Consider the following 17,112-nt stretch of genomic DNA (forward strand, 5'->3'; position numbering starts at 1 on the left):
CCTTATTGAACGGCTTTACGCGGCACCGAGGGATCGGCCGGTAAGGTAAAAGATCGCAGATCGATCGTCGGCGCGCTGTCGGCGCCCAGGCGATGATCCAGAATAAGCAGTTTGGCGTGGGCCAGGCCCTGGCTGAGCTGGCCCAGGTACTGTTCCAGCACGAAAGCCCGGCCCGCTGCGGCGTAGGCTTTTTGTTCGGCAACGAAGCGCAGGTTGGCCGCCTGGGCACCGGCATTCACTTCGCGCGCGGTGGCCTGGGCCTGGTCGCGGGCGGTGCTGGCTTGCAGCAACGCCTGGTTGGTCTGCTCGCTGGCCGCGCCACGCTCGCGGGCGATCAATGCCTGGGCGCCGATCTGCGCGGCTTGCACGCCGTGGTAGGCGTTGGCGGCGCCGGCTGGTGGGTGGATCGCTTCGACGACCGTGGCGAGAATTTCCACACCGCTGTCGAGCTTTTGCAGGTCTGCTTGTACGCTGCGGCCGATCTCGTCGGCGAGGCGGGTGCGTTGTTCGCCGAGCAATTCATCGAGGGTGCGTGAGGCAAAGTCGTGCACCAGGATGCGGCTGGCAGTGCTGCGGATCAAGGTCGGGACATCGGCGCTGTTGTAGGTGGCAGCCAGCGCGGCCTGGTCCGTCAGGCCGATACGGTAGACGAACCGCACGTCCATGTTGACGATCTGGAAGCTCTGTTTGTCGCCACTGCTGCTGGCTATGACTTGGGACTTGTCATTCACATGGCTGGCGTCCCACAGGCGATTGGCGATCAGCGGCGCCGGGCCTTCAGCGGCGGTCAACTCGGGCGCGGCGCTTTCGCTGACGCTGGTCGCCAGCTCGTGCACCACGCCGTTCTCCACGTTCAACACGCGGCCCAGAGGCCAGGGCAACCCGACGTGCAGGCCCGGGCCGAAGACTTCGACCGGTTTGCCGAAACGCTCATAAATCCCACGGCCCTGCAGAGGGACTTCATGCACGCCGGTCAGCGCCCAGCCTACCGCGAGCACCACCAGCAGCACCGGCAGGAACGCACGACGCATGTAGGTAAACGCCCAAATCTGGCGCAGGTCGATGCCGAAGCGGTTGTGCAATTCATGCTGCAAAGCCTGCAGCGGCTGCGGCGGCCAGCGCAGCAGGCCTGCGACCACACTCTGCGCCATCAGGCGCGGTTCCAGACGCGGCTGGCGTGGGCTGAACAGTGACAGCACGCCGCGCAGCACAAACTCCAGCGCCACCAGCGCAGGCAACAGGCCGATCAGCGTCGCCAGCCGCAGCGGCCACACCGATTGCGCACCGGCAAACAGCAGGCACAGCGCACTGATCACCAGGCAGGTGATCGCCACCCGGCTCAATTGCGCCAGTTGCGTGGCTTCCGGCCATTGCGCGGCGGTTTCCTGGGCCATGCGCCGCTCGAACACCAGCAAACCGAACGCCAGCGCCAAGCCCAGCGCCGCGCCGATGCTGGCGGATTGACCGACGGCGGCAGCAGGCAGCGCCAGGCTCCAGAATTCGATAACGCTGACCAGCGCCAGTAACGACCAACCGCACAGCCACAACACCGGCGCGCCGATCTGCTTGCCTAGGCGCTGCGCAAGGCGCGCGTAGCGGCCCGTCTCTGCAACCGGCAGTTCAACCGCAGGTTCTTCCAACGCCTGGGCACGCCAATCGGCTACCCACCAGGCCGACTGCAAGCCGGCGACCAAGACGAGCAAGGCCGACGAGCAATTGATCAACACCACCGGCCAGATCGAGACCGGTGCAAACAGCGCCACAAATAACGCCAGCACCCAACCGGTGACGGCCAAGGCCGTCAGGCTGATACCGGCTTGGCGCAATCGACGGGCATGGAACAGCCCCTGCTGAAAACGCGGCAGGCCCTCAACCGAAGCGCCGTCAGCTTCTAGATCCACTTGCATCCACTCAACGCCCGCTTATACATAATTCGTTACGATATAACACGGAGCGTGAAATTTTTGTTCGCTTTTGGCTACAGCGCCGATCCCTGTGGGAGGGGGCTTGCTCCCGATAGCGGTGGGTCAGCCAGCACCTCAAGCAACTGACCCACCGCCATCGGGAGCAAGCCCCCTCCCACATTTGCTCTTTGTTGTTCCAAAGATCGTGACTAAACCCCCATAAACACGCGGCATCACTGGTGCGCACCCAAATTAATCGGCAAACTCCAGAACAGTTTTTTCGCGGCTCCACGGACAGGGAAGCGCCCTCCTTCATGATCTCCATTTATCAGCTCAAACCGCGGTTCCAAAACCTGTTGCGGCCCCTCGTGCAGCGCCTTTACGACAACGGCACCACCGCCAACCAGATCACCGTGCTGGCCGGCGTCATTTCCGTGTTGGTGGGCCTGCTGATTGCCAGCTTCGCCCAGCACTTGTGGCTGTTCGCGCTGATCCCGCTGTGGATGATTGTGCGCATGGCCCTGAATGCCGTCGACGGCATGCTCGCGCGCGAGTTCGGCCAGCAATCGCGCCTGGGCGCCTACCTCAATGAACTGTGCGATGTGATCGCTGACAGTGCGTTGATCCTGCCGTTTGCGCTGATCCCCGACGTGAGCCTGGCGCCCGTGCTGTTGGTGACGCTGCTTGCGGTGTTCAGCGAATACGCCGGTGTGCTGGGGCCGATGGTGGGCGCATCGCGCCGCTATGACGGGCCGATGGGCAAAAGTGACCGGGCATTCGTGCTCGGGGTGCTGGCCACTGGAGTGGCGTTGGGCTGGTTCGGCGCCGGCTGGGTCGACACGGTGATGTGGCTGGTCGCCGCGCTGCTGGCCTACACCCTGGTCAACCGGGTGCGTCAGGGCCTCAAGGAACACTCAGACACCTCACCGATTGCATAAGGATGCTTGCGATGCGCGAACAGCAACCACACAGCTTCAGCACCCATGACGGCGTCGAGCTGTTTTACCGGCACTGGCCGGCCACGGCAGGCGCCGGGCCGCGCAAAGCCATTGTGTTGTTCCATCGCGGTCATGAGCACTCCGGGCGTATCGCGCACCTGGTGGACGAACTGGGCCTGCCTGATTTTGACTTCTTCGCCTGGGACGCCCGTGGCCATGGCCAATCCCCCGGCGAGCGCGGTGACAGCCCCAGCTTTGCCACCAGCGCCCGCGACGTGCAGACTTTCTGCGACCACATCGGCGGCGCCTACGGCATCGAAGAGGAAAACGTCGCGGTCATCGCCCAAAGCGTCGGCGCGGTGATCGCGGCCACCTGGGTGCATGACTACGCACCGAAGATCCGCGCCCTGGTGCTCGCCTCCCCTGCCTTCAAGGTCAAGCTGTACGTGCCCTTCGCACGCCCGGGCCTGGCCCTGATGCGCAGATTTCGCGGCAACTTTTTCGTCAACAGTTACGTCAAGGCCAAGTTCCTCAGCCATGATCCGGAGCGCGTGGCGTCCTACGACAGCGATCCGCTGATCACCAAGGCCATCTCGGTGAATGTGCTGCTGGGCTTGTACGAAGCGGCCGACCGGGTTGTAGCCGATGCCCAGGCCATCCAGGTGCCGACCCAGTTGCTGGTCTCCGGCTCCGACTTCGTGGTGCACCGTAAACCCCAGCAGCAGTTTTTCGACCGCCTCGGCAGCCTGAAAAAAGAGCTGCATATTCTCCCGGGTTTCTTTCACGACACCCTTGGCGAGCGTGACCGCGCCGTGGCCATCAACAGCGCCAAGCGCTTTATCCTGCAAAACTTTGCGCAGCCGCTGGACCGCGCCTCGCTGCTGGACGCCGACAAACTGGGCGCCACCTGCGCCGAATCCGAAGCCCTCGCCGCACCACTGCCGCGCAATTCCCTGCGCGATCTGTACTGGCGCATGACCCGCGCCAGCATGGGCCTGGGCAAGAACCTGTCGGAGGGGGTGAAACTGGGCTTCGACACCGGCTTCGATTCCGGCAGCACCCTGGATTACGTATACCGCAACACGCCCACCGGCAAAGGCGCGCTGGGACGGATGATCGACACCAACTACCTCAACTCCATTGGCTGGCGCGGCATCCGTCAGCGCAAGCTGAACGTCGAAGAACTGCTGCGCCTGGCCATGGCCAGGTTGCGTGCCGATGAGCGCGAAGTGCGCATCGTCGATATCGCTGCTGGCCACGGTCGTTACATTCTGGAGGCTTTGCAGGGTGTGTCGCCGCTGCCGGAATCGATCCTGCTGCGCGACTACAGCGACATCAACGTGCGCGACGGTGGCGCCTTGATCCGTGAAAAGGGCCTGGACGATATCGCCCAGTTCATCAAAGCCGATGCATTCGATCGGGCGAACCTTGCCGCACTGGAGCCGAAGCCGACGCTGGCGGTGGTGTCCGGGCTGTATGAATTGTTTGCCGATAACGCCATGGTCGGCGGTTCGCTGGCGGGCCTCGCCGAAGCGGTTGAGCCCGGCGGTTATCTGGTCTACACCGGCCAACCGTGGCACCCGCAGCTGGAACTGATCGCCCGCGCCTTGACCAGCCACCGCCAGGGCCAGGCCTGGGTGATGCGTCGGCGCAGTCAGGCGGAAATGGACCAACTGGTGGAGGCGGCGGGCTTTCGCAAGATCACCCAGCGTGTGGATGAGTGGGGCATTTTCACCGTGTCCCTGGCACAGAAGATCTGAGCATGCGCGAACCCGGCCTGTTCAAACCGGCGCTGCTGTGGCTGCTGCTGTTGGCGCCGCTGTTTTTCAGCACCTACGGCCTCGCTACTTGGGTCACCAACCAGCGCAGCGATGTGGGCACGCTGGTGTTCGGCTGGGAAACCCATATGCCGTTCTGGGCCTGGACCATCGTGCCCTATTGGTCCATCGACCTGCTCTACGGGTTCTCGCTGTTGCTGCCGAGCACCCGCCACGAACTCAAGCAACACGCCCTGCGCCTGCTGACGGCCCAGGTGATTGCCGTCAGTTGCTTCCTGATCTGGCCGCTGCGCTTCACCTTCGAACGGCCGGAGCTGGATGGCGTGTTCGGCTGGTTGTTTGCCGTGCTGGCCGGCTTTGATAAGCCCTTCAACCAGGCGCCTTCCCTGCATATCGCGTTGCTGGTGATCCTGTGGGTGATGTACCAGCGGCATACCCAGGGTTTTTGGCGCTGGGTAGTGCACGGCTGGTTTGCACTGATCGGTATTTCCGTACTGACCACTTATCAACATCACTTTATCGACTTACCCACAGGCGCCCTCGCGGGGTGGTTGTGCGTGTGGTTATGGCCGCTGGAACATGCCAGCCCGCTGCTCAATGCCCGACTTACGCGGGACGTGAAGCGCGGTTGGCTGGGTGCGCGCTACGCCCTTGGCGCGCTGGCGCTGATGCTGCTCGCGCTGGCTTTGGGCGGTTGGGGGTTATGGCTGCTGTGGCCAGCAGTGTCCCTCGCGCTGGTCGCAGCCAATTACTGGCTGCTGGGTGCCGAGGGTTTTCAGAAACGCAACGACGGCCAGCTGACGCCTGCTGCGCGCTGGCTGTATGCGCCTTATCTGGTCGCCGCCTGGATCAATTCACGGCTGTGGACACGCCGGCATCCACAGCCCGAACTGATTGTGGATAACGTTTGGCTGGGGCGAATTCCAGCGGCGGGCGAGCAACAGCCATTCAAAGCCATCGTCGATCTCTGCGCTGAATTACCAATTGATCCACAAGGCCGTACCTATCACTGCGTTCCTCTTCTGGACTTGATCGCGCCCACCTCCGCCGAATGCCTGCAAGCCGCCAAGGCCATCGAACGCCTGCGCTCGGACGGCCCGTTGCTGGTGTGCTGCGCCCTGGGCTACTCGCGCAGCGCCACGGCCATTGCCGCCTGGCTGTTGCACAGCGGCCGCGCGACGACGGTGGATCAAGCGCTGGCTATTATTCGTACAGCGCGGACCCGTGTGGTCCTGCATCCCGCACATCGTCTCGCCTTGGAGGGTTTGCCCAATGCCTGCTGATATGGAACTGCAAGTCGTCGCCAACCTGCTGCGCCGTGGCCGTTCGCTGGATCAGTTATCCACAGGCCTCACAGTGGCCGGCGTGTTGTTCGGTGTGGCCCAACTGTTGATGGCGAGTGTTTCAACGGTCTGCCTGCTGCTGGCCTTGTGGATGATCATCCTGGGCCTTGTGCAAAAATACTGGGCCCTGCGCGTTGCGTTCGACGCCGATCTGTTTGCCCTGCTCGCTCGCGACGTCGAGCGCACCGCAGACCTTGACCAAGCCCTGCAGGCCCTTGGCCTGCAATCGGCCAAGCGCGCGGGCCGGCCCTGGGCCGAACGCCGTCGTGGCGCCCTCAAATTGCTGCGCAAACAGGCCTGGTTGCTCGGCGCGCAAGCGCTGCTGACCCTGGGCGTGCTGCTTGCCAGCCCTTGGCTACCTTTCGCCGAATAAGGAATTCCCATGTTCGAACCCGTGGTCGCCACACTGATTACTTCCATGGCCCGCACCGTCACCGGCGCCCGCAGCCTGTGGCTGGGTTGCGCGCCGGTGCCGGTGCAACGCATCTATTTCGCCAATCACAGCAGCCACGGCGACTTCGTGCTGGTGTGGGCGTCGCTGCCGCAGAACCTGCGCAAATTCACCCGCCCTGTGGCCGGCAGCGATTACTGGAATAAAAGTGCGCTGCGCCGCTACATCATCAACCGCGTGTTCAACGGCGTACTGATTGATCGCGAGCGCAAAGAGCCTGTGGATAACCCTTTGCAGCCAATGCTTGCCGCCCTCGAAGGCGGCGACTCGTTGATTATTTTTCCCGAAGGTACACGCAATCTGGAGGACGGCTTGCTGCCCTTCAAGAGCGGCCTCTACCACTTGGCAAACAGTTACCCACAGGCCGAGTTGATCCCGGTGTGGATAGCCAACCTCAACCGCGTCATGCCCAAGGGCCGTGTCTTGCCATTGCCATTGTTATGCACAACCAGCTTCGGCGCTCCGCTGCAATTGGAAGAAGGCGAAGACAAAGCCGCGTTCCTTGCCCGCACCCGCGACGCCCTGCTTGCCCTCGCCCCGGAGCATTCCTGAGATGGATAGCCAGACCTTGATGTTATTCGGCGGGATCGGCGCGATTCTGGTCACCGCCTCGCTGATCGGCCTGATCCTGAAGCTGCGCACCCGTGGCACCCCCAATGCGGTGATCGACAACCTCAACGCCCGCATCAACGCCTGGTGGGTGATGGTGGTGGTGATCGGTGTCGCCTTCTGGCTCGGCACCGGCGCAGTGATCCTGCTGTTCTATGCGGTGTCCTTCTATGCCTTGCGCGAATTTCTCACCCTCACGCCGACCCGGCGCAGCGACTACCCAGCCCTGGTAGCGGCGTTCTACCTCGCCCTCCCGCTACAGTACGTGCTGATCTACGCCGACTGGTACGGACTGTTCTCGATCTTCATCCCGGTCTACGTGTTCCTGCTGCTGCCGATACTCGCCTCCCTGGGCGGCGACAGCACCCACTTCCTGGAGCGCGCATCCAAGGTGCAATGGGGCCTGATGATCGCGGTGTTCTGCGTGTCGTTCGTCCCGGCGTTGCTGACCTTGGACATTCCGGGTTATGAAGGCCGCAACCTGCTGCTGATCGCCTACCTGGTGATCGTGGTGCAACTGTCGGACGTGTTGCAGTACGTGTGCGGCAAGCTGTTCGGCAAACACAAGATCGCGCCCAACCTCTCGCCGTCCAAAACCGTGGAAGGTTTTGTCGGCGGGATCCTGCTGTCCTCCCTGATCGGTGCCGCGCTGTGGTGGACCACGCCGTTCAATCCCTGGCAGTCGTTTTTGATCGCGCTGTTGATCAACCTGCTGGGCTTTGCCGGCGGGATCGTGATGTCGGCGATCAAGCGCGATCGCGGCGTAAAGGATTGGGGGCACATGATCGAAGGGCACGGCGGCATGCTGGATCGGCTGGATTCGGTGTGCTTTGCGGCGCCGATCTTCTTCCACCTGGTGCGTTACTGGTGGACCTGACCTACCCCTTTCTCAAAACCAATGAAGATCAAACTGTGGGAGGGGGCTTGCCCCCGATGGCGGTGTGAAAGTCACCGAATAGGTTGGCTGATACACCGCAATCGAGGGCAAGCCCCCTCCCACCTTGGGTTTGTGGTGCTTTCCGGGTTTAGGCAAAGTCGGATCCTGGTCACTTGAAACACAGTTCATAAACCGTGCTTCCACGCTTGGCCTATTGCAGCTGGGTTCGGTTGATCCCAGGATTCAGCCAGCACCCTCATGGAGTCGAATCATGTTTGCTGGTTTCCAGAAACAACAGCGCCAGGTCAATGGCCTGAACATCAGCTATCGCATCGGTGGATCCGGCCCCGCGCTGTTGCTGTTGCATGGTCACCCTCAGACCCACGTTATCTGGCACAAGGTTGCCGAACGGTTGGCCAGTGAATTTACCGTGGTCGCCGCTGACTTGCGTGGATATGGCGATAGCGCCAGGCCGGCGGCCGATGCTGAGCATTCACATTATTCAAAGCGTGAAATGGCGCTTGATTGCGCTGAGCTGATGAAGGCGTTGGGCTTTGAGCAGTTCAGCGTGCTTGCCCATGACCGTGGAGCGCGGGTGGCGCATCGCCTGGCGCTCGACCATCCCCACGCGATCAAGCAAATGGCGCTGCTCGACATCGCCCCTACCCTGTCAATGTACACACAAACGGACGAAGCCTTTGCCCGCGCCTACTGGCACTGGTTTTTCCTCATCCGACCGGCGCCGCTGCCGGAGCGCCTTATCGAGGCCGACCCTGAGCTGTATCTGCGCAGTGTGATGGGCAGCCGCAGTGCCGGCCTCAAGCCCTTCACGGCAGAGGCATTCGGCGAGTACCTGCGGTGCCTGCAGCTTCCCGGCAGTGCCCGGGGCATTTGCGAGGATTACCGCGCCTCGGCCGGGATCGACCTGGAACATGATCGCGCCGATATCGCCGCCGGTCATCGGCTGACGCTGCCGCTGTTGGTCCTGTGGGGCGCAGAAGGCACGGTGGGGCGCTGTTTCGATCCGCTCAAGGAATGGCAGCAGGTCGCCACTGATGTACGCGGCAAAGCCTTGCCTTGCGGCCATTACATTGCCGAGGAAGTGCCTGGGTTATTGCTTGAAGCCGTGCTGAGTTTTTTCGCTGGCGAGTACGTCGCTGCCGACTGAGGGCACGAGTGGGCGCAGCCAGCCTCCTTCCATGCGATGTTATCCTCGCAGTTCACGCCGCCACGTATGCGCTTTCGATGATTTACAAAGGCTCGATGCCCCTCCCCGAAGACCTGCGGGTGTTCTTGACCGTGATCCGCAAGGCCAGTTTTGCCGCCGCCGCCGATGAGCTTGGCGTGTCGGCGGCTTACGTCAGCAAGCGCATTCAAATCCTCGAAAATACCCTGGCGACACGCTTGCTGCACCGTACCAGTCGACGTATCACCTTGACCGACGACGGCGCGCGTGTGAAGGACTGGGCGGCGCGCATTCTGGAGGACTTCCAGCATCTGTCCGATGAGTTGATCGATGCCCACGACAGCCCCCGTGGCCGCCTGCATATCTGCAGCAGCTTCGGCTTTGGTCGTATTCACGTGGCACCCGCGCTGGCGTTGCTCGCTGATCGTTACCCTGGGTTGGAAATCCGCCTGGACCTGTTCGATCGGGTAGTGGATATCGTCAGCGAAGGCTTCGATCTGGAAATCCGTGTGGGTGACGACATTCCTGGCCAGCACATCGGGCGTCAGCTGGTCAGTAACCGGCGCATCCTGTGCGCGGCTCCCAGCTACCTGGAACGCCACGGAGCACCGGCGCAACTGAGTGACCTCGAACACCATGAATGCCTTGTCTTGAAGGAGCGCGATAACGCCTTTGGGGTCTGGGTGCTGGAGCGCGACGGCACGCAGGAGAGCGTGCGGGTGGGAGGCCCGCTGTCATCCAACAGCGGCGAGATCGTGTTGCAGTGGGCGTTGCACGGGCGGGGTGTGCTGCTGCGTTCGTTGTGGGATGTCAAACCGTTGCTCGAGCAGGGCAAGCTGGTTCAGGTACTGCATGACTATGGGCAAAGCGCCAACGTGTGGGCCGTCTACCCCACGCGGCTTGCTCACTCGGGGAAGCTGCGGGCCTGTGTCGAATTTCTCCAGGCGCACTTCGCGCAGCTGTCGATCTGAGCGACGCCTCCCTTCACGACAACCACGGGTTGGCGGCCAGATGCTCGCGCTCGAAGGCGCGAATCTGCTCGCTGCGTTGCAGGGTGCTGCCAATGGCATCCAACCCCAGCAACAGGGCCGTTTTGCGCAGCGTGTCGATCTGGAAGGGAATCACTTCATGGCCGTGCAACAGGATCGTTTGTTCACTCAGGTTGACCGAGATCTCAGCCGTTTGCGCCTGCCCGACCACCTCGCCGATGCGTTGCACAGTGGCGGCGTCAAGGCTGATCAGCAGCACGCCGTTGCGCTGACAGTTGTCGTAGAAAATGCCCGCAAAGCTGCTGCCGATCAGTGCGCGAATGCCCTTCTGCTTGAGGCCCCACACGGCATGCTCACGGCTGGAACCGCAGCCAAAGTTAGGGCCTACCACCATGAAGCATGCGTTCTGCCAAGCTGGCTTATTGAGCACAAACGCAGGATCCGGCTGCCCTGACGGTAGAAAGCGCAGGTCATAGAACAACCCTTGGTCCAAATCATTGCGGTCAATTCCCTTGAGGAACTGCTTGGGCATGATCACGTCGGTGTCGATATTGGCCGCCAACATCGGTGCCGCTGTGCCGGTGACCTGGGTAAAAGGATTGCTGCTCATACGTGCTCCCTGAGGTGCCGAACATCCGTCAGCCGCCCGGTTATTGCAGCCGCAGCCACCATGGCCGGGCTCATCAAGTGGGTACGTGCACCGGCGCCCTGGCGGCCTTCGAAATTGCGGTTGGTGCTGGAGGCGCAACGGTCGCCTGGGGCGAGTACGTCGTCGTTCATGGCCAGGCACATGGAGCAGCCCGATTGCCGCCATTCGAATCCGGCGTCGCGAAAAATAGCGGCCAGGCCCTCAGCCTCAGCCTGGTCACGAACTTCGGTAGAGCCCGGCACGACCATCGCGCGCACATGCGGGACGACGCGCCGGCCGCCGATCACGCTGGCAGCAGCGCGCAGGTCTTCGATACGCGCATTGGTGCACGAACCGATGAACGCATGGCTGATGACGACTTCATTCAATGGCTCGCCCGCCTTGAGCCCCATGTAGGTCAGGGCCCGCTGCATGTCCTGGCGCAGGATGAGATCGCTGACCTGCAGCGGGTCTGGCACCCGCCCGTTGATGGCGACCACCTGATCGGGACTCGTGCCCCAGGTGACCATCGGCAGCAGCGTGCTGACGTCCAGCGTGACTTCGTGGTCGAACACCGCACCCGGATCGCTGTGCAAGTTGCGCCACACGTGCACCGCACGCCGCCATTGCTCGCCTGTGGGCGCGCGCGGCTTACCCTCAAGGTAGTCAAATACCTTCTGGTCCGGCGCCATGAATGCGCCACGAGCGCCGGCTTCAACGGCCATGTTGCAAATGGTCATGCGCGCCTCGACGCTGAGGGCGTCAATGGTCGAACCGGCAAACTCGATAGCGAACCCGGTGGCCCCGGAAGCGCCGATCTGGCCGATCAGGGCCATGATGACGTCCTTGGATGTCAGCCCCGGCGACAAGGCACCCACGATGTTGACTCGCATGGTTCTCAGGCGTTTGTAGACGAGTGTCTGGGACGCCAGCAAGTGCTCGATTTCTGAGGTGCCAATGCCAAACCCGAAGGCACCGAGGGCGCCATACGTGGTGGTGTGGCTATCACCGGCAGCTATCACCATCCCCGGAAGAATGAACCCCTGTTCGGGGGCGACGACGTGCTCGATACCTTGGCGCTTATCCAGGATATCCAACAGTTCGATACCGAAATCCTGGCAGTTCTGCGCCAGATAGGACACTTGCCGCGCACCACCCGCATCTGGCATTACCGCGGTACGTTCGGGCGCGGTGGGGTTTACATGATCGACGACCGCCAACGCCGTACCAGGGCGCCACACGTTGCGCCCGGCGTCACGCAGACCGCTGAACGCCTGCGGACTGGTGTATTCGTTGATGACCTGGCGATCGATGTACAACAGGACATGGCCCTGCTCGTCCAGCGAGCAGACCGTGTGCGCATCAATGTGCTTTTGATAGAGGGTTCTGGGGCTGCTCATTAAGCGTTCTCACTCACGGGGACACCTTCGACAGGATAGGGACCGGGGAGTGGTCATCAAGAGCAGCTCTGGAATACATGGCTCTACAGTTCGTGGATCACCGATGGGCCGATGACGCGAACGGCTACCGGAGAAATGCCTCAGCGCTCCCATCGAACAGGTTGAATAGGGAGTCGCTGAAGACCCAATCATGGCGCATAGCGTCGTAGGAGCGCGCTTGCTGGCGAGGGACGTAACGCGCAGAGATTGGTGCCAGGTGGCGTTCTCAGGTTTTTCGCGAGCAAGCTCGCTCCTACAGTAAATTCGGTGCAGCCTGGCCGTGAACTACGGGCTCTTTAAGCAGTGATCTCGACATAGCTAGACTCTCCGCCTCCCGTCGCACCCGATAGCCAGCCCCAAACAAAACTCAGCGTCGTGTGCCCGGCGTGATCCACGCCTACCGTGCCACGTGACCAGCCAGCAAGCAGTTCCCCTTCCAGGGTCAGGCACTGATACAGCAGCTCGATGGTATCTGGACCGGTCACCCGTCCGACTTGAGTACCCAGGCGAATCCGGCCCCCCTGGTAAGTGCTCGAAATCGCGTCATCTTCGACTTGGTAATGAAATACGGTGCCGGTGCCGGACAGTCCCTGAGCGTTGTCGGCGACTACAAACCGGCGATTGTGCAGACGTGCGTAGACAGTAGGATTTTGCATCAGTCGACATCCTTGAATTGAGCGAATTCAAAACGTAAAAAAGGGGCTGTTGAAAACAGCCCCTTTTTGGGTACGTCAGTGAGGCTTACTCCACCGTCACCGACTTCGCCAGGTTGCGCGGCTGGTCGACGTCGGTGCCCTTGAGCACGGCAACGTAGTACGACAGCAACTGCAGCGGGATGGTGTAGAGGATCGGCGACAGGGTGTCGTGGATGTGCGGCATGTTGATCACGTGAGTGCCTTCACCGTTGGTCATGCCGGCCTTTTCGTCGGCAAACACGATCAGTTGGCCGCCACGGGCGCGCACTTCCTGCAGGTTGGACTTGAGCTTTTCCAGCAGTTCGTTGTTCGGGGCGACGGTGACCACCGGCATGTCGTCATCCACCAGGGCCAACGGGCCGTGTTTCAGCTCGCCGGCCGGGTAGGCTTCAGCGTGGATGTACGAGATTTCCTTGAGCTTGAGCGAACCTTCCATCGCCACGGGGTACTGCGCGCCACGGCCGAGGAACAGGGTGTGGTTCTTGTCGGCAAACAGCTCGGCGACTTTTTCCACGGTGCTGTCCATGGCCAGGGCTTCACCCAGGCGGGTCGGCAGGCGGCGCAGTTCTTCCACCAGGGTGGCTTCAATGCCTTCGGCCAGGGTGCCGCGCACTTGACCGAGGGACAAGGTCAGCAGCAACAGGCCGACCAGCTGGGTGGTGAAGGCTTTGGTCGACGCTACGCCGATTTCGCGACCGGCCTGGGTCAGCAGGGTCAGGTCGGATTCACGCACCAGGGAGCTGATGCTGACGTTGCAGATTGCCAGGCTGGCGAGGAAGCCCAGCTCTTTGGCATTGCGCAGGGCGGCCAGGGTGTCGGCGGTTTCGCCGGACTGGGAGATGGTCACGAACAGGGTGTCTGGCTGCACCACCACCTTGCGGTAGCGGAATTCGCTGGCGACTTCGACCTGGCACGGGATACCGGCCAGTTCCTCCAGCCAGTAACGCGCAACCATGCCGGCGTGGTAGCTGGTGCCGCAGGCGACGATCTGCACGTTGCGCACTTTGGCGAACAGCTCGGCGGCTTGTGGGCCGAAGGCGTTGACCAATACTTGGTTCTGGCTCAGGCGGCCTTCCAGGGTGCGCTGCACCACAGACGGCTGCTCGTGGATTTCCTTGAGCATGAAGTGGCGGAACTCGCCCTTGTCGGCGGCTTCGGCACCGTCGCGGTATTGCACGGCTTCGCGCTCGACGGACTGACCGTTCACGTCCCAGATTTGCACGCTTTCACGGCGGATGTCGGCGATGTCGCCTTCTTCCAGGTACATGAAGCGGTCGGTGACTTGGCGCAGGGCGAGTTGGTCGGAGGCCAGGAAGTTTTCCCCCAGGCCCAGGCCGATCACCAATGGGCTGCCGCTGCGTGCGGCAACCAGGCGGTCAGGCTGGCTGGCGCTAATCACGGCCAGGCCGTAGGCGCCGTGCAGTTCCTTGACCGTGGCCTTGAGGGCGGTGGTCAGGTCGCTGTGGTCCTTGAGCTTGTGGTTGAGCAGGTGGGCGATGACTTCGGTGTCGGTGTCCGAAGTGAATACATAGCCCAGGCCCTTGAGTTGGTCGCGCAGTGCTTCGTGGTTTTCGATGATGCCGTTGTGCACCACCGCCAGGTCACCCGAGAAGTGTGGGTGAGCGTTACGCTCGCACGGCGCACCGTGGGTGGCCCAACGGGTGTGGGCGATACCCAGGCGCCCAACCAGCGGCTCGCCGGCCAGGGCCTGGTCCAACTCGCTGACTTTGCCTGGGCGGCGCATACGCTCGAGCTTGCCGGCGTTGGTGAAGACGGCCACACCGGCGCTGTCATAGCCGCGGTATTCCAGGCGCTTGAGGCCTTCGAGCAGGATGGCAGTTACGTTACGTTCGGCGACTGCGCCAACAATTCCACACATGGTATTTCTCCTAGATGACTGCCGCGCATATCAGCGTAATGCCGCGGGCTTGGATCTGGTCGCGGGCCTCAAGCGGCAGGCGATCATCGGTGATAAGGGTATGGACGCTGCTCCAGGGCAGTTCCAGGTTGGGAATCTTGCGGCCTATCTTGTCGGATTCGACCATCACCACCACTTCGCGAGCGACCTCAGCCATGACGCGGCTCAGGCCCAATAACTCGTTGAACGTGGTGGTACCGCGCTGCAGATCGATGCCGTCGGCGCCGATGAACAGTTGATCGAAATCGTAGGAGCGCAGCACCTGCTCGGCGACCTGGCCCTGGAACGAATCCGAATGCGGGTCCCAGGTGCCGCCGGTCATCAACAGCACCGGTTCATGCTCCAGCTCGCTTAAGGCGCGGGCCACGTTCAGGGAATTGGTCATCACCACCAGGCCGGGTTGATGGCCCAATTCAGGGATCATCGCGGCGGTGGTGCTGCCGCTGTCGATGATGATGCGCGCGTGCTCACGCAACCGCGCCACGGCCGCACGGGCGATGGCGCGCTTGTAGGCCGAGACTGGTTGAGCCGCGTCGCCCACCAGCTCCTGAGGCATTGTGATCGCGCCACCGTAGCGGCGCAGGAGCAGGCCATTGCTTTCGAGGGCGGCCAGGTCCTTGCGGATGGTCACCTCCGAAGTTTCGAAACGCTTGGCCAGTTCGTCCACGCTGACTTCGCCCTGTTCATTGAGCAAGGTCAGGATGTTGTGGCGACGTTGGGGGGTATTTCGTTTCGACATGGCGATGATAAGTTTCGATTCGAAAGATAACGAAGGCAATCAAAACCTATTCGGAACTCACCGTCAAGCGTTTGGAACAGATTCTTCAGACGACACGGGCAAATGTGGGAGGGGGCTTGCTCCCGATGGCGGTGGTTCAGCCTGAAAAATCATCGACTGAAAGTTCGCTATCGGGGGCAAGCCCCCTCCCACATTTGGATATCACTGCTGAGGGAGCTGTGGATAACTCAGGTCTTGTTGATTTTGACCGGGCGTTTCCAGCCGTCGATGTTGCGCTGGCGGGCGCGGGCGACTGCCAGTTGGGACTTATCCACATCCTGATTGATGGTCGAGCCGGCGGCGGTATTGGAGCCATCGCCGATAGTGACGGGTGCGACCAGCGAATTGTTGGAGCCGATGAATACGTCCTCGCCAATGGTGGTCTGGTGCTTATTGGCGCCATCGTAGTTACAGGTGATCGTGCCAGCGCCAACGTTGGTGCGCGCACCGATCACCGCATCGCCCAGGTAGGTGAGATGCCCGACCTTGGCGCCTTCGCCCAGGTGAGCATTTTTCAGTTCGACAAAGTTCCCCACATGGGCCTTGGCTTCCAGCACGCTGCCAGGACGAAGCCGCGCAAACGGGCCCGCATCGCTGCCCTCGCCCATCACCGCGCCGTCGATATGGCTGTTGGCCTTGACCACGACACCTTTGCGCAGCGTGCTGTCCTTGATCACGCAGTTCGGGCCGATCACCACGCCGTCCTCGATGATCACACGGCCTTCGAGGATCACGTTGATGTCGATCAGCACGTCGCGGCCCACGGTCACTTCACCGCGAACGTCGAAACGCGCCGGGTCACGCAGGGTCACGCCCTGGGCCATCAGGCGGCGGCCTTCACGCAGCTGATAGTGGCGCTCCAACTCGGCCAGTTGCTTACGGTCGTTGGCGCCCTGCACTTCCATCGGGTCGTGGGGCTGCTCGGTGGCGACCACCAGGCCGTCACTGACTGCCATCTCGATGACGTCGGTGAGGTAGTACTCGCCTTGGGCGTTGTTGTTGGACAAGCGGCTCATCCAGTCGGCGAGGCGATTGGCTGGCACCGCGAGAATCCCGGTGTTGCCTTCGGTGATGGCGCGCTGGGCTTCACTGGCGTCCTTGTGCTCGACGATGGCCGCGACCTTGCCCTCGGCGTCACGCACGATGCGCCCGTAGCCCGTGGGGTCGTCCAGCTCGACGGTGAGCAGACCCATCTGGCCAGGCACCACATGCTTGAGCAGGCGTTGCAGGGTTTCCACTTCGATCAGCGGCACATCACCGTACAGGATCAGCACGGTGTCAGCGGTGATGAACGGCACCGCTTGCGCGGTGGCGTGGCCGGTGCCCAGTTGCTTGTCCTGCAAGACGAAATTCAAGTCGTCTGCGGCCAGACGCTCACGTACCACATCGGCACCGTGCCCGATGACCACGTGAATGCGCTGCGGGTCCAACTGCCGGGCACTGTGGATAACATGGCCAAGCATGGAATTGCCTGCGACCGGGTGCAGTACCTTGGGCAGGGCCGAACGCATGCGGGTGCCCTGGCCAGCGGCGAGAATTACGATTTCAAGAGACATGAATGGCTACCAATCCTGGGCGG

15 protein-coding genes are annotated in these 17,112 nt (G+C 62.2%); 8 read left to right on the forward strand and 7 right to left on the reverse strand.

Annotation, left to right across the window (positions count from 1 at the left end; all coding sequences use genetic code 11):
* Positions 1-2: 2 nt before the first annotated feature.
* A complete protein-coding gene (gene hflK, locus C4J85_RS27235; protein ID WP_124411136.1) occupies positions 3-1,907 on the reverse strand; it encodes a protease modulator HflK in 1,905 nt (634 codons plus the stop codon).
* A gap of 311 nt (positions 1,908-2,218) precedes the next feature.
* On the opposite strand from hflK, the gene C4J85_RS27245 reads away from it, so the two are divergent.
* The 8 genes from C4J85_RS27245 (at position 2,219) to C4J85_RS27280 (ending at position 10,057) form a co-directional block, all read left to right on the forward strand.
* Positions 2,219-2,842 (forward strand): CDP-alcohol phosphatidyltransferase family protein, encoded by a 624-nt coding sequence (locus C4J85_RS27245; protein ID WP_124365060.1) that lies wholly within the window; start codon positions 2,219-2,221, stop codon positions 2,840-2,842.
* Positions 2,843-2,853: 11 nt separating this feature from the next.
* Positions 2,854-4,602, forward strand: a complete 1,749-nt coding sequence (locus C4J85_RS27250) for a bifunctional alpha/beta hydrolase/class I SAM-dependent methyltransferase (RefSeq protein WP_124411138.1) — start codon at positions 2,854-2,856, stop codon at positions 4,600-4,602.
* 2 nt (positions 4,603-4,604) lie between these two features.
* Complete coding sequence (locus C4J85_RS27255) at positions 4,605-5,903, forward strand: phosphatase PAP2/dual specificity phosphatase family protein (RefSeq protein ID WP_124411139.1); 1,299 nt, start codon at positions 4,605-4,607, stop codon at positions 5,901-5,903.
* Positions 5,893-6,336, forward strand: a complete 444-nt coding sequence (locus C4J85_RS27260; protein WP_124411140.1) for a hypothetical protein — start codon at positions 5,893-5,895, stop codon at positions 6,334-6,336. The genes C4J85_RS27255 and C4J85_RS27260 overlap by 11 nt, the downstream gene beginning before the upstream one ends.
* Positions 6,337-6,345: 9 nt before the next feature.
* Entirely contained in the window at positions 6,346-6,966 is a 621-nt protein-coding gene (locus C4J85_RS27265; protein ID WP_124365064.1) for a 1-acyl-sn-glycerol-3-phosphate acyltransferase, read from the forward strand.
* 1 nt (position 6,967) lies between these two features.
* Positions 6,968-7,900, forward strand: coding sequence for a phosphatidate cytidylyltransferase (locus tag C4J85_RS27270; protein WP_124368904.1), 933 nt, complete (start codon positions 6,968-6,970; stop codon positions 7,898-7,900).
* Positions 7,901-8,171: 271 nt separating this feature from the next.
* Complete coding sequence (locus tag C4J85_RS27275; RefSeq protein ID WP_124408564.1) at positions 8,172-9,068, forward strand: alpha/beta fold hydrolase; 897 nt, start codon at positions 8,172-8,174, stop codon at positions 9,066-9,068.
* 77 nt (positions 9,069-9,145) lie between these two features.
* A complete protein-coding gene (locus C4J85_RS27280) occupies positions 9,146-10,057 on the forward strand; it encodes a LysR substrate-binding domain-containing protein (RefSeq protein ID WP_124408565.1) in 912 nt (303 codons plus the stop codon).
* Between the two features lie 13 nt (positions 10,058-10,070).
* Here C4J85_RS27280 and leuD read toward each other — a convergent pair whose 3' ends face one another.
* The 6 genes from leuD to glmU form a co-directional block, all read right to left on the reverse strand.
* The gene (leuD, locus tag C4J85_RS27285) at positions 10,071-10,685 is read right to left on the reverse strand and encodes a 3-isopropylmalate dehydratase small subunit (RefSeq protein ID WP_124411141.1); all 615 of its coding nucleotides are present in this window, start codon (positions 10,683-10,685) and stop codon (positions 10,071-10,073) included.
* A complete protein-coding gene (gene leuC / locus C4J85_RS27290) occupies positions 10,682-12,103 on the reverse strand; it encodes a 3-isopropylmalate dehydratase large subunit (RefSeq protein ID WP_124411142.1) in 1,422 nt (473 codons plus the stop codon). Before leuC ends, leuD begins: the two co-directional genes overlap by 4 nt.
* Before the next feature lie 335 nt (positions 12,104-12,438).
* Positions 12,439-12,798 (reverse strand): hypothetical protein, encoded by a 360-nt coding sequence (locus tag C4J85_RS27295; RefSeq protein ID WP_124411143.1) that lies wholly within the window; start codon positions 12,796-12,798, stop codon positions 12,439-12,441.
* Between the two features lie 85 nt (positions 12,799-12,883).
* Entirely contained in the window at positions 12,884-14,716 is a 1,833-nt protein-coding gene (gene glmS, locus C4J85_RS27300; RefSeq protein WP_124372354.1) for a glutamine--fructose-6-phosphate transaminase (isomerizing), read from the reverse strand.
* 10 nt (positions 14,717-14,726) lie between these two features.
* A complete protein-coding gene (locus C4J85_RS27305; protein WP_124368911.1) occupies positions 14,727-15,494 on the reverse strand; it encodes a DeoR/GlpR family DNA-binding transcription regulator in 768 nt (255 codons plus the stop codon).
* Positions 15,495-15,721: 227 nt separating this feature from the next.
* Positions 15,722-17,089 (reverse strand): bifunctional UDP-N-acetylglucosamine diphosphorylase/glucosamine-1-phosphate N-acetyltransferase GlmU, encoded by a 1,368-nt coding sequence (glmU, locus tag C4J85_RS27310; protein WP_124411144.1) that lies wholly within the window; start codon positions 17,087-17,089, stop codon positions 15,722-15,724.
* Positions 17,090-17,112: the final 23 nt, after the last annotated feature.

Origin of the sequence: Pseudomonas sp. R4-34-07 (assembly GCF_003852375.1) — a bacterium.
Taxonomy (GTDB): domain Bacteria; phylum Pseudomonadota; class Gammaproteobacteria; order Pseudomonadales; family Pseudomonadaceae; genus Aquipseudomonas.

Excerpts from the sequence above, each read along its gene's own strand:
- hflK (WP_124411136.1), bottom strand. The coding sequence starts at position 1,907 with ATGCAAGTGGATCTAGAAGCTGACGGCGCTTCGGTTGAGGGCCTGCCG.
- C4J85_RS27245 (WP_124365060.1), top strand. The coding sequence starts at position 2,219 with ATGATCTCCATTTATCAGCTCAAACCGCGGTTCCAAAACCTGTTGCGG.
- C4J85_RS27250 (WP_124411138.1), top strand. The coding sequence starts at position 2,854 with ATGCGCGAACAGCAACCACACAGCTTCAGCACCCATGACGGCGTCGAG.
- C4J85_RS27255 (WP_124411139.1), top strand. The coding sequence starts at position 4,605 with ATGCGCGAACCCGGCCTGTTCAAACCGGCGCTGCTGTGGCTGCTGCTG.
- C4J85_RS27260 (WP_124411140.1), top strand. The coding sequence starts at position 5,893 with ATGCCTGCTGATATGGAACTGCAAGTCGTCGCCAACCTGCTGCGCCGT.
- C4J85_RS27265 (WP_124365064.1), top strand. The coding sequence starts at position 6,346 with ATGTTCGAACCCGTGGTCGCCACACTGATTACTTCCATGGCCCGCACC.
- C4J85_RS27270 (WP_124368904.1), top strand. The coding sequence starts at position 6,968 with ATGGATAGCCAGACCTTGATGTTATTCGGCGGGATCGGCGCGATTCTG.
- C4J85_RS27275 (WP_124408564.1), top strand. The coding sequence starts at position 8,172 with ATGTTTGCTGGTTTCCAGAAACAACAGCGCCAGGTCAATGGCCTGAAC.
- C4J85_RS27280 (WP_124408565.1), top strand. The coding sequence starts at position 9,146 with ATGATTTACAAAGGCTCGATGCCCCTCCCCGAAGACCTGCGGGTGTTC.
- leuD (WP_124411141.1), bottom strand. The coding sequence starts at position 10,685 with ATGAGCAGCAATCCTTTTACCCAGGTCACCGGCACAGCGGCACCGATG.
- leuC (WP_124411142.1), bottom strand. The coding sequence starts at position 12,103 with ATGAGCAGCCCCAGAACCCTCTATCAAAAGCACATTGATGCGCACACG.
- C4J85_RS27295 (WP_124411143.1), bottom strand. The coding sequence starts at position 12,798 with ATGCAAAATCCTACTGTCTACGCACGTCTGCACAATCGCCGGTTTGTA.
- glmS (WP_124372354.1), bottom strand. The coding sequence starts at position 14,716 with ATGTGTGGAATTGTTGGCGCAGTCGCCGAACGTAACGTAACTGCCATC.
- C4J85_RS27305 (WP_124368911.1), bottom strand. The coding sequence starts at position 15,494 with ATGTCGAAACGAAATACCCCCCAACGTCGCCACAACATCCTGACCTTG.
- glmU (WP_124411144.1), bottom strand. The coding sequence starts at position 17,089 with ATGTCTCTTGAAATCGTAATTCTCGCCGCTGGCCAGGGCACCCGCATG.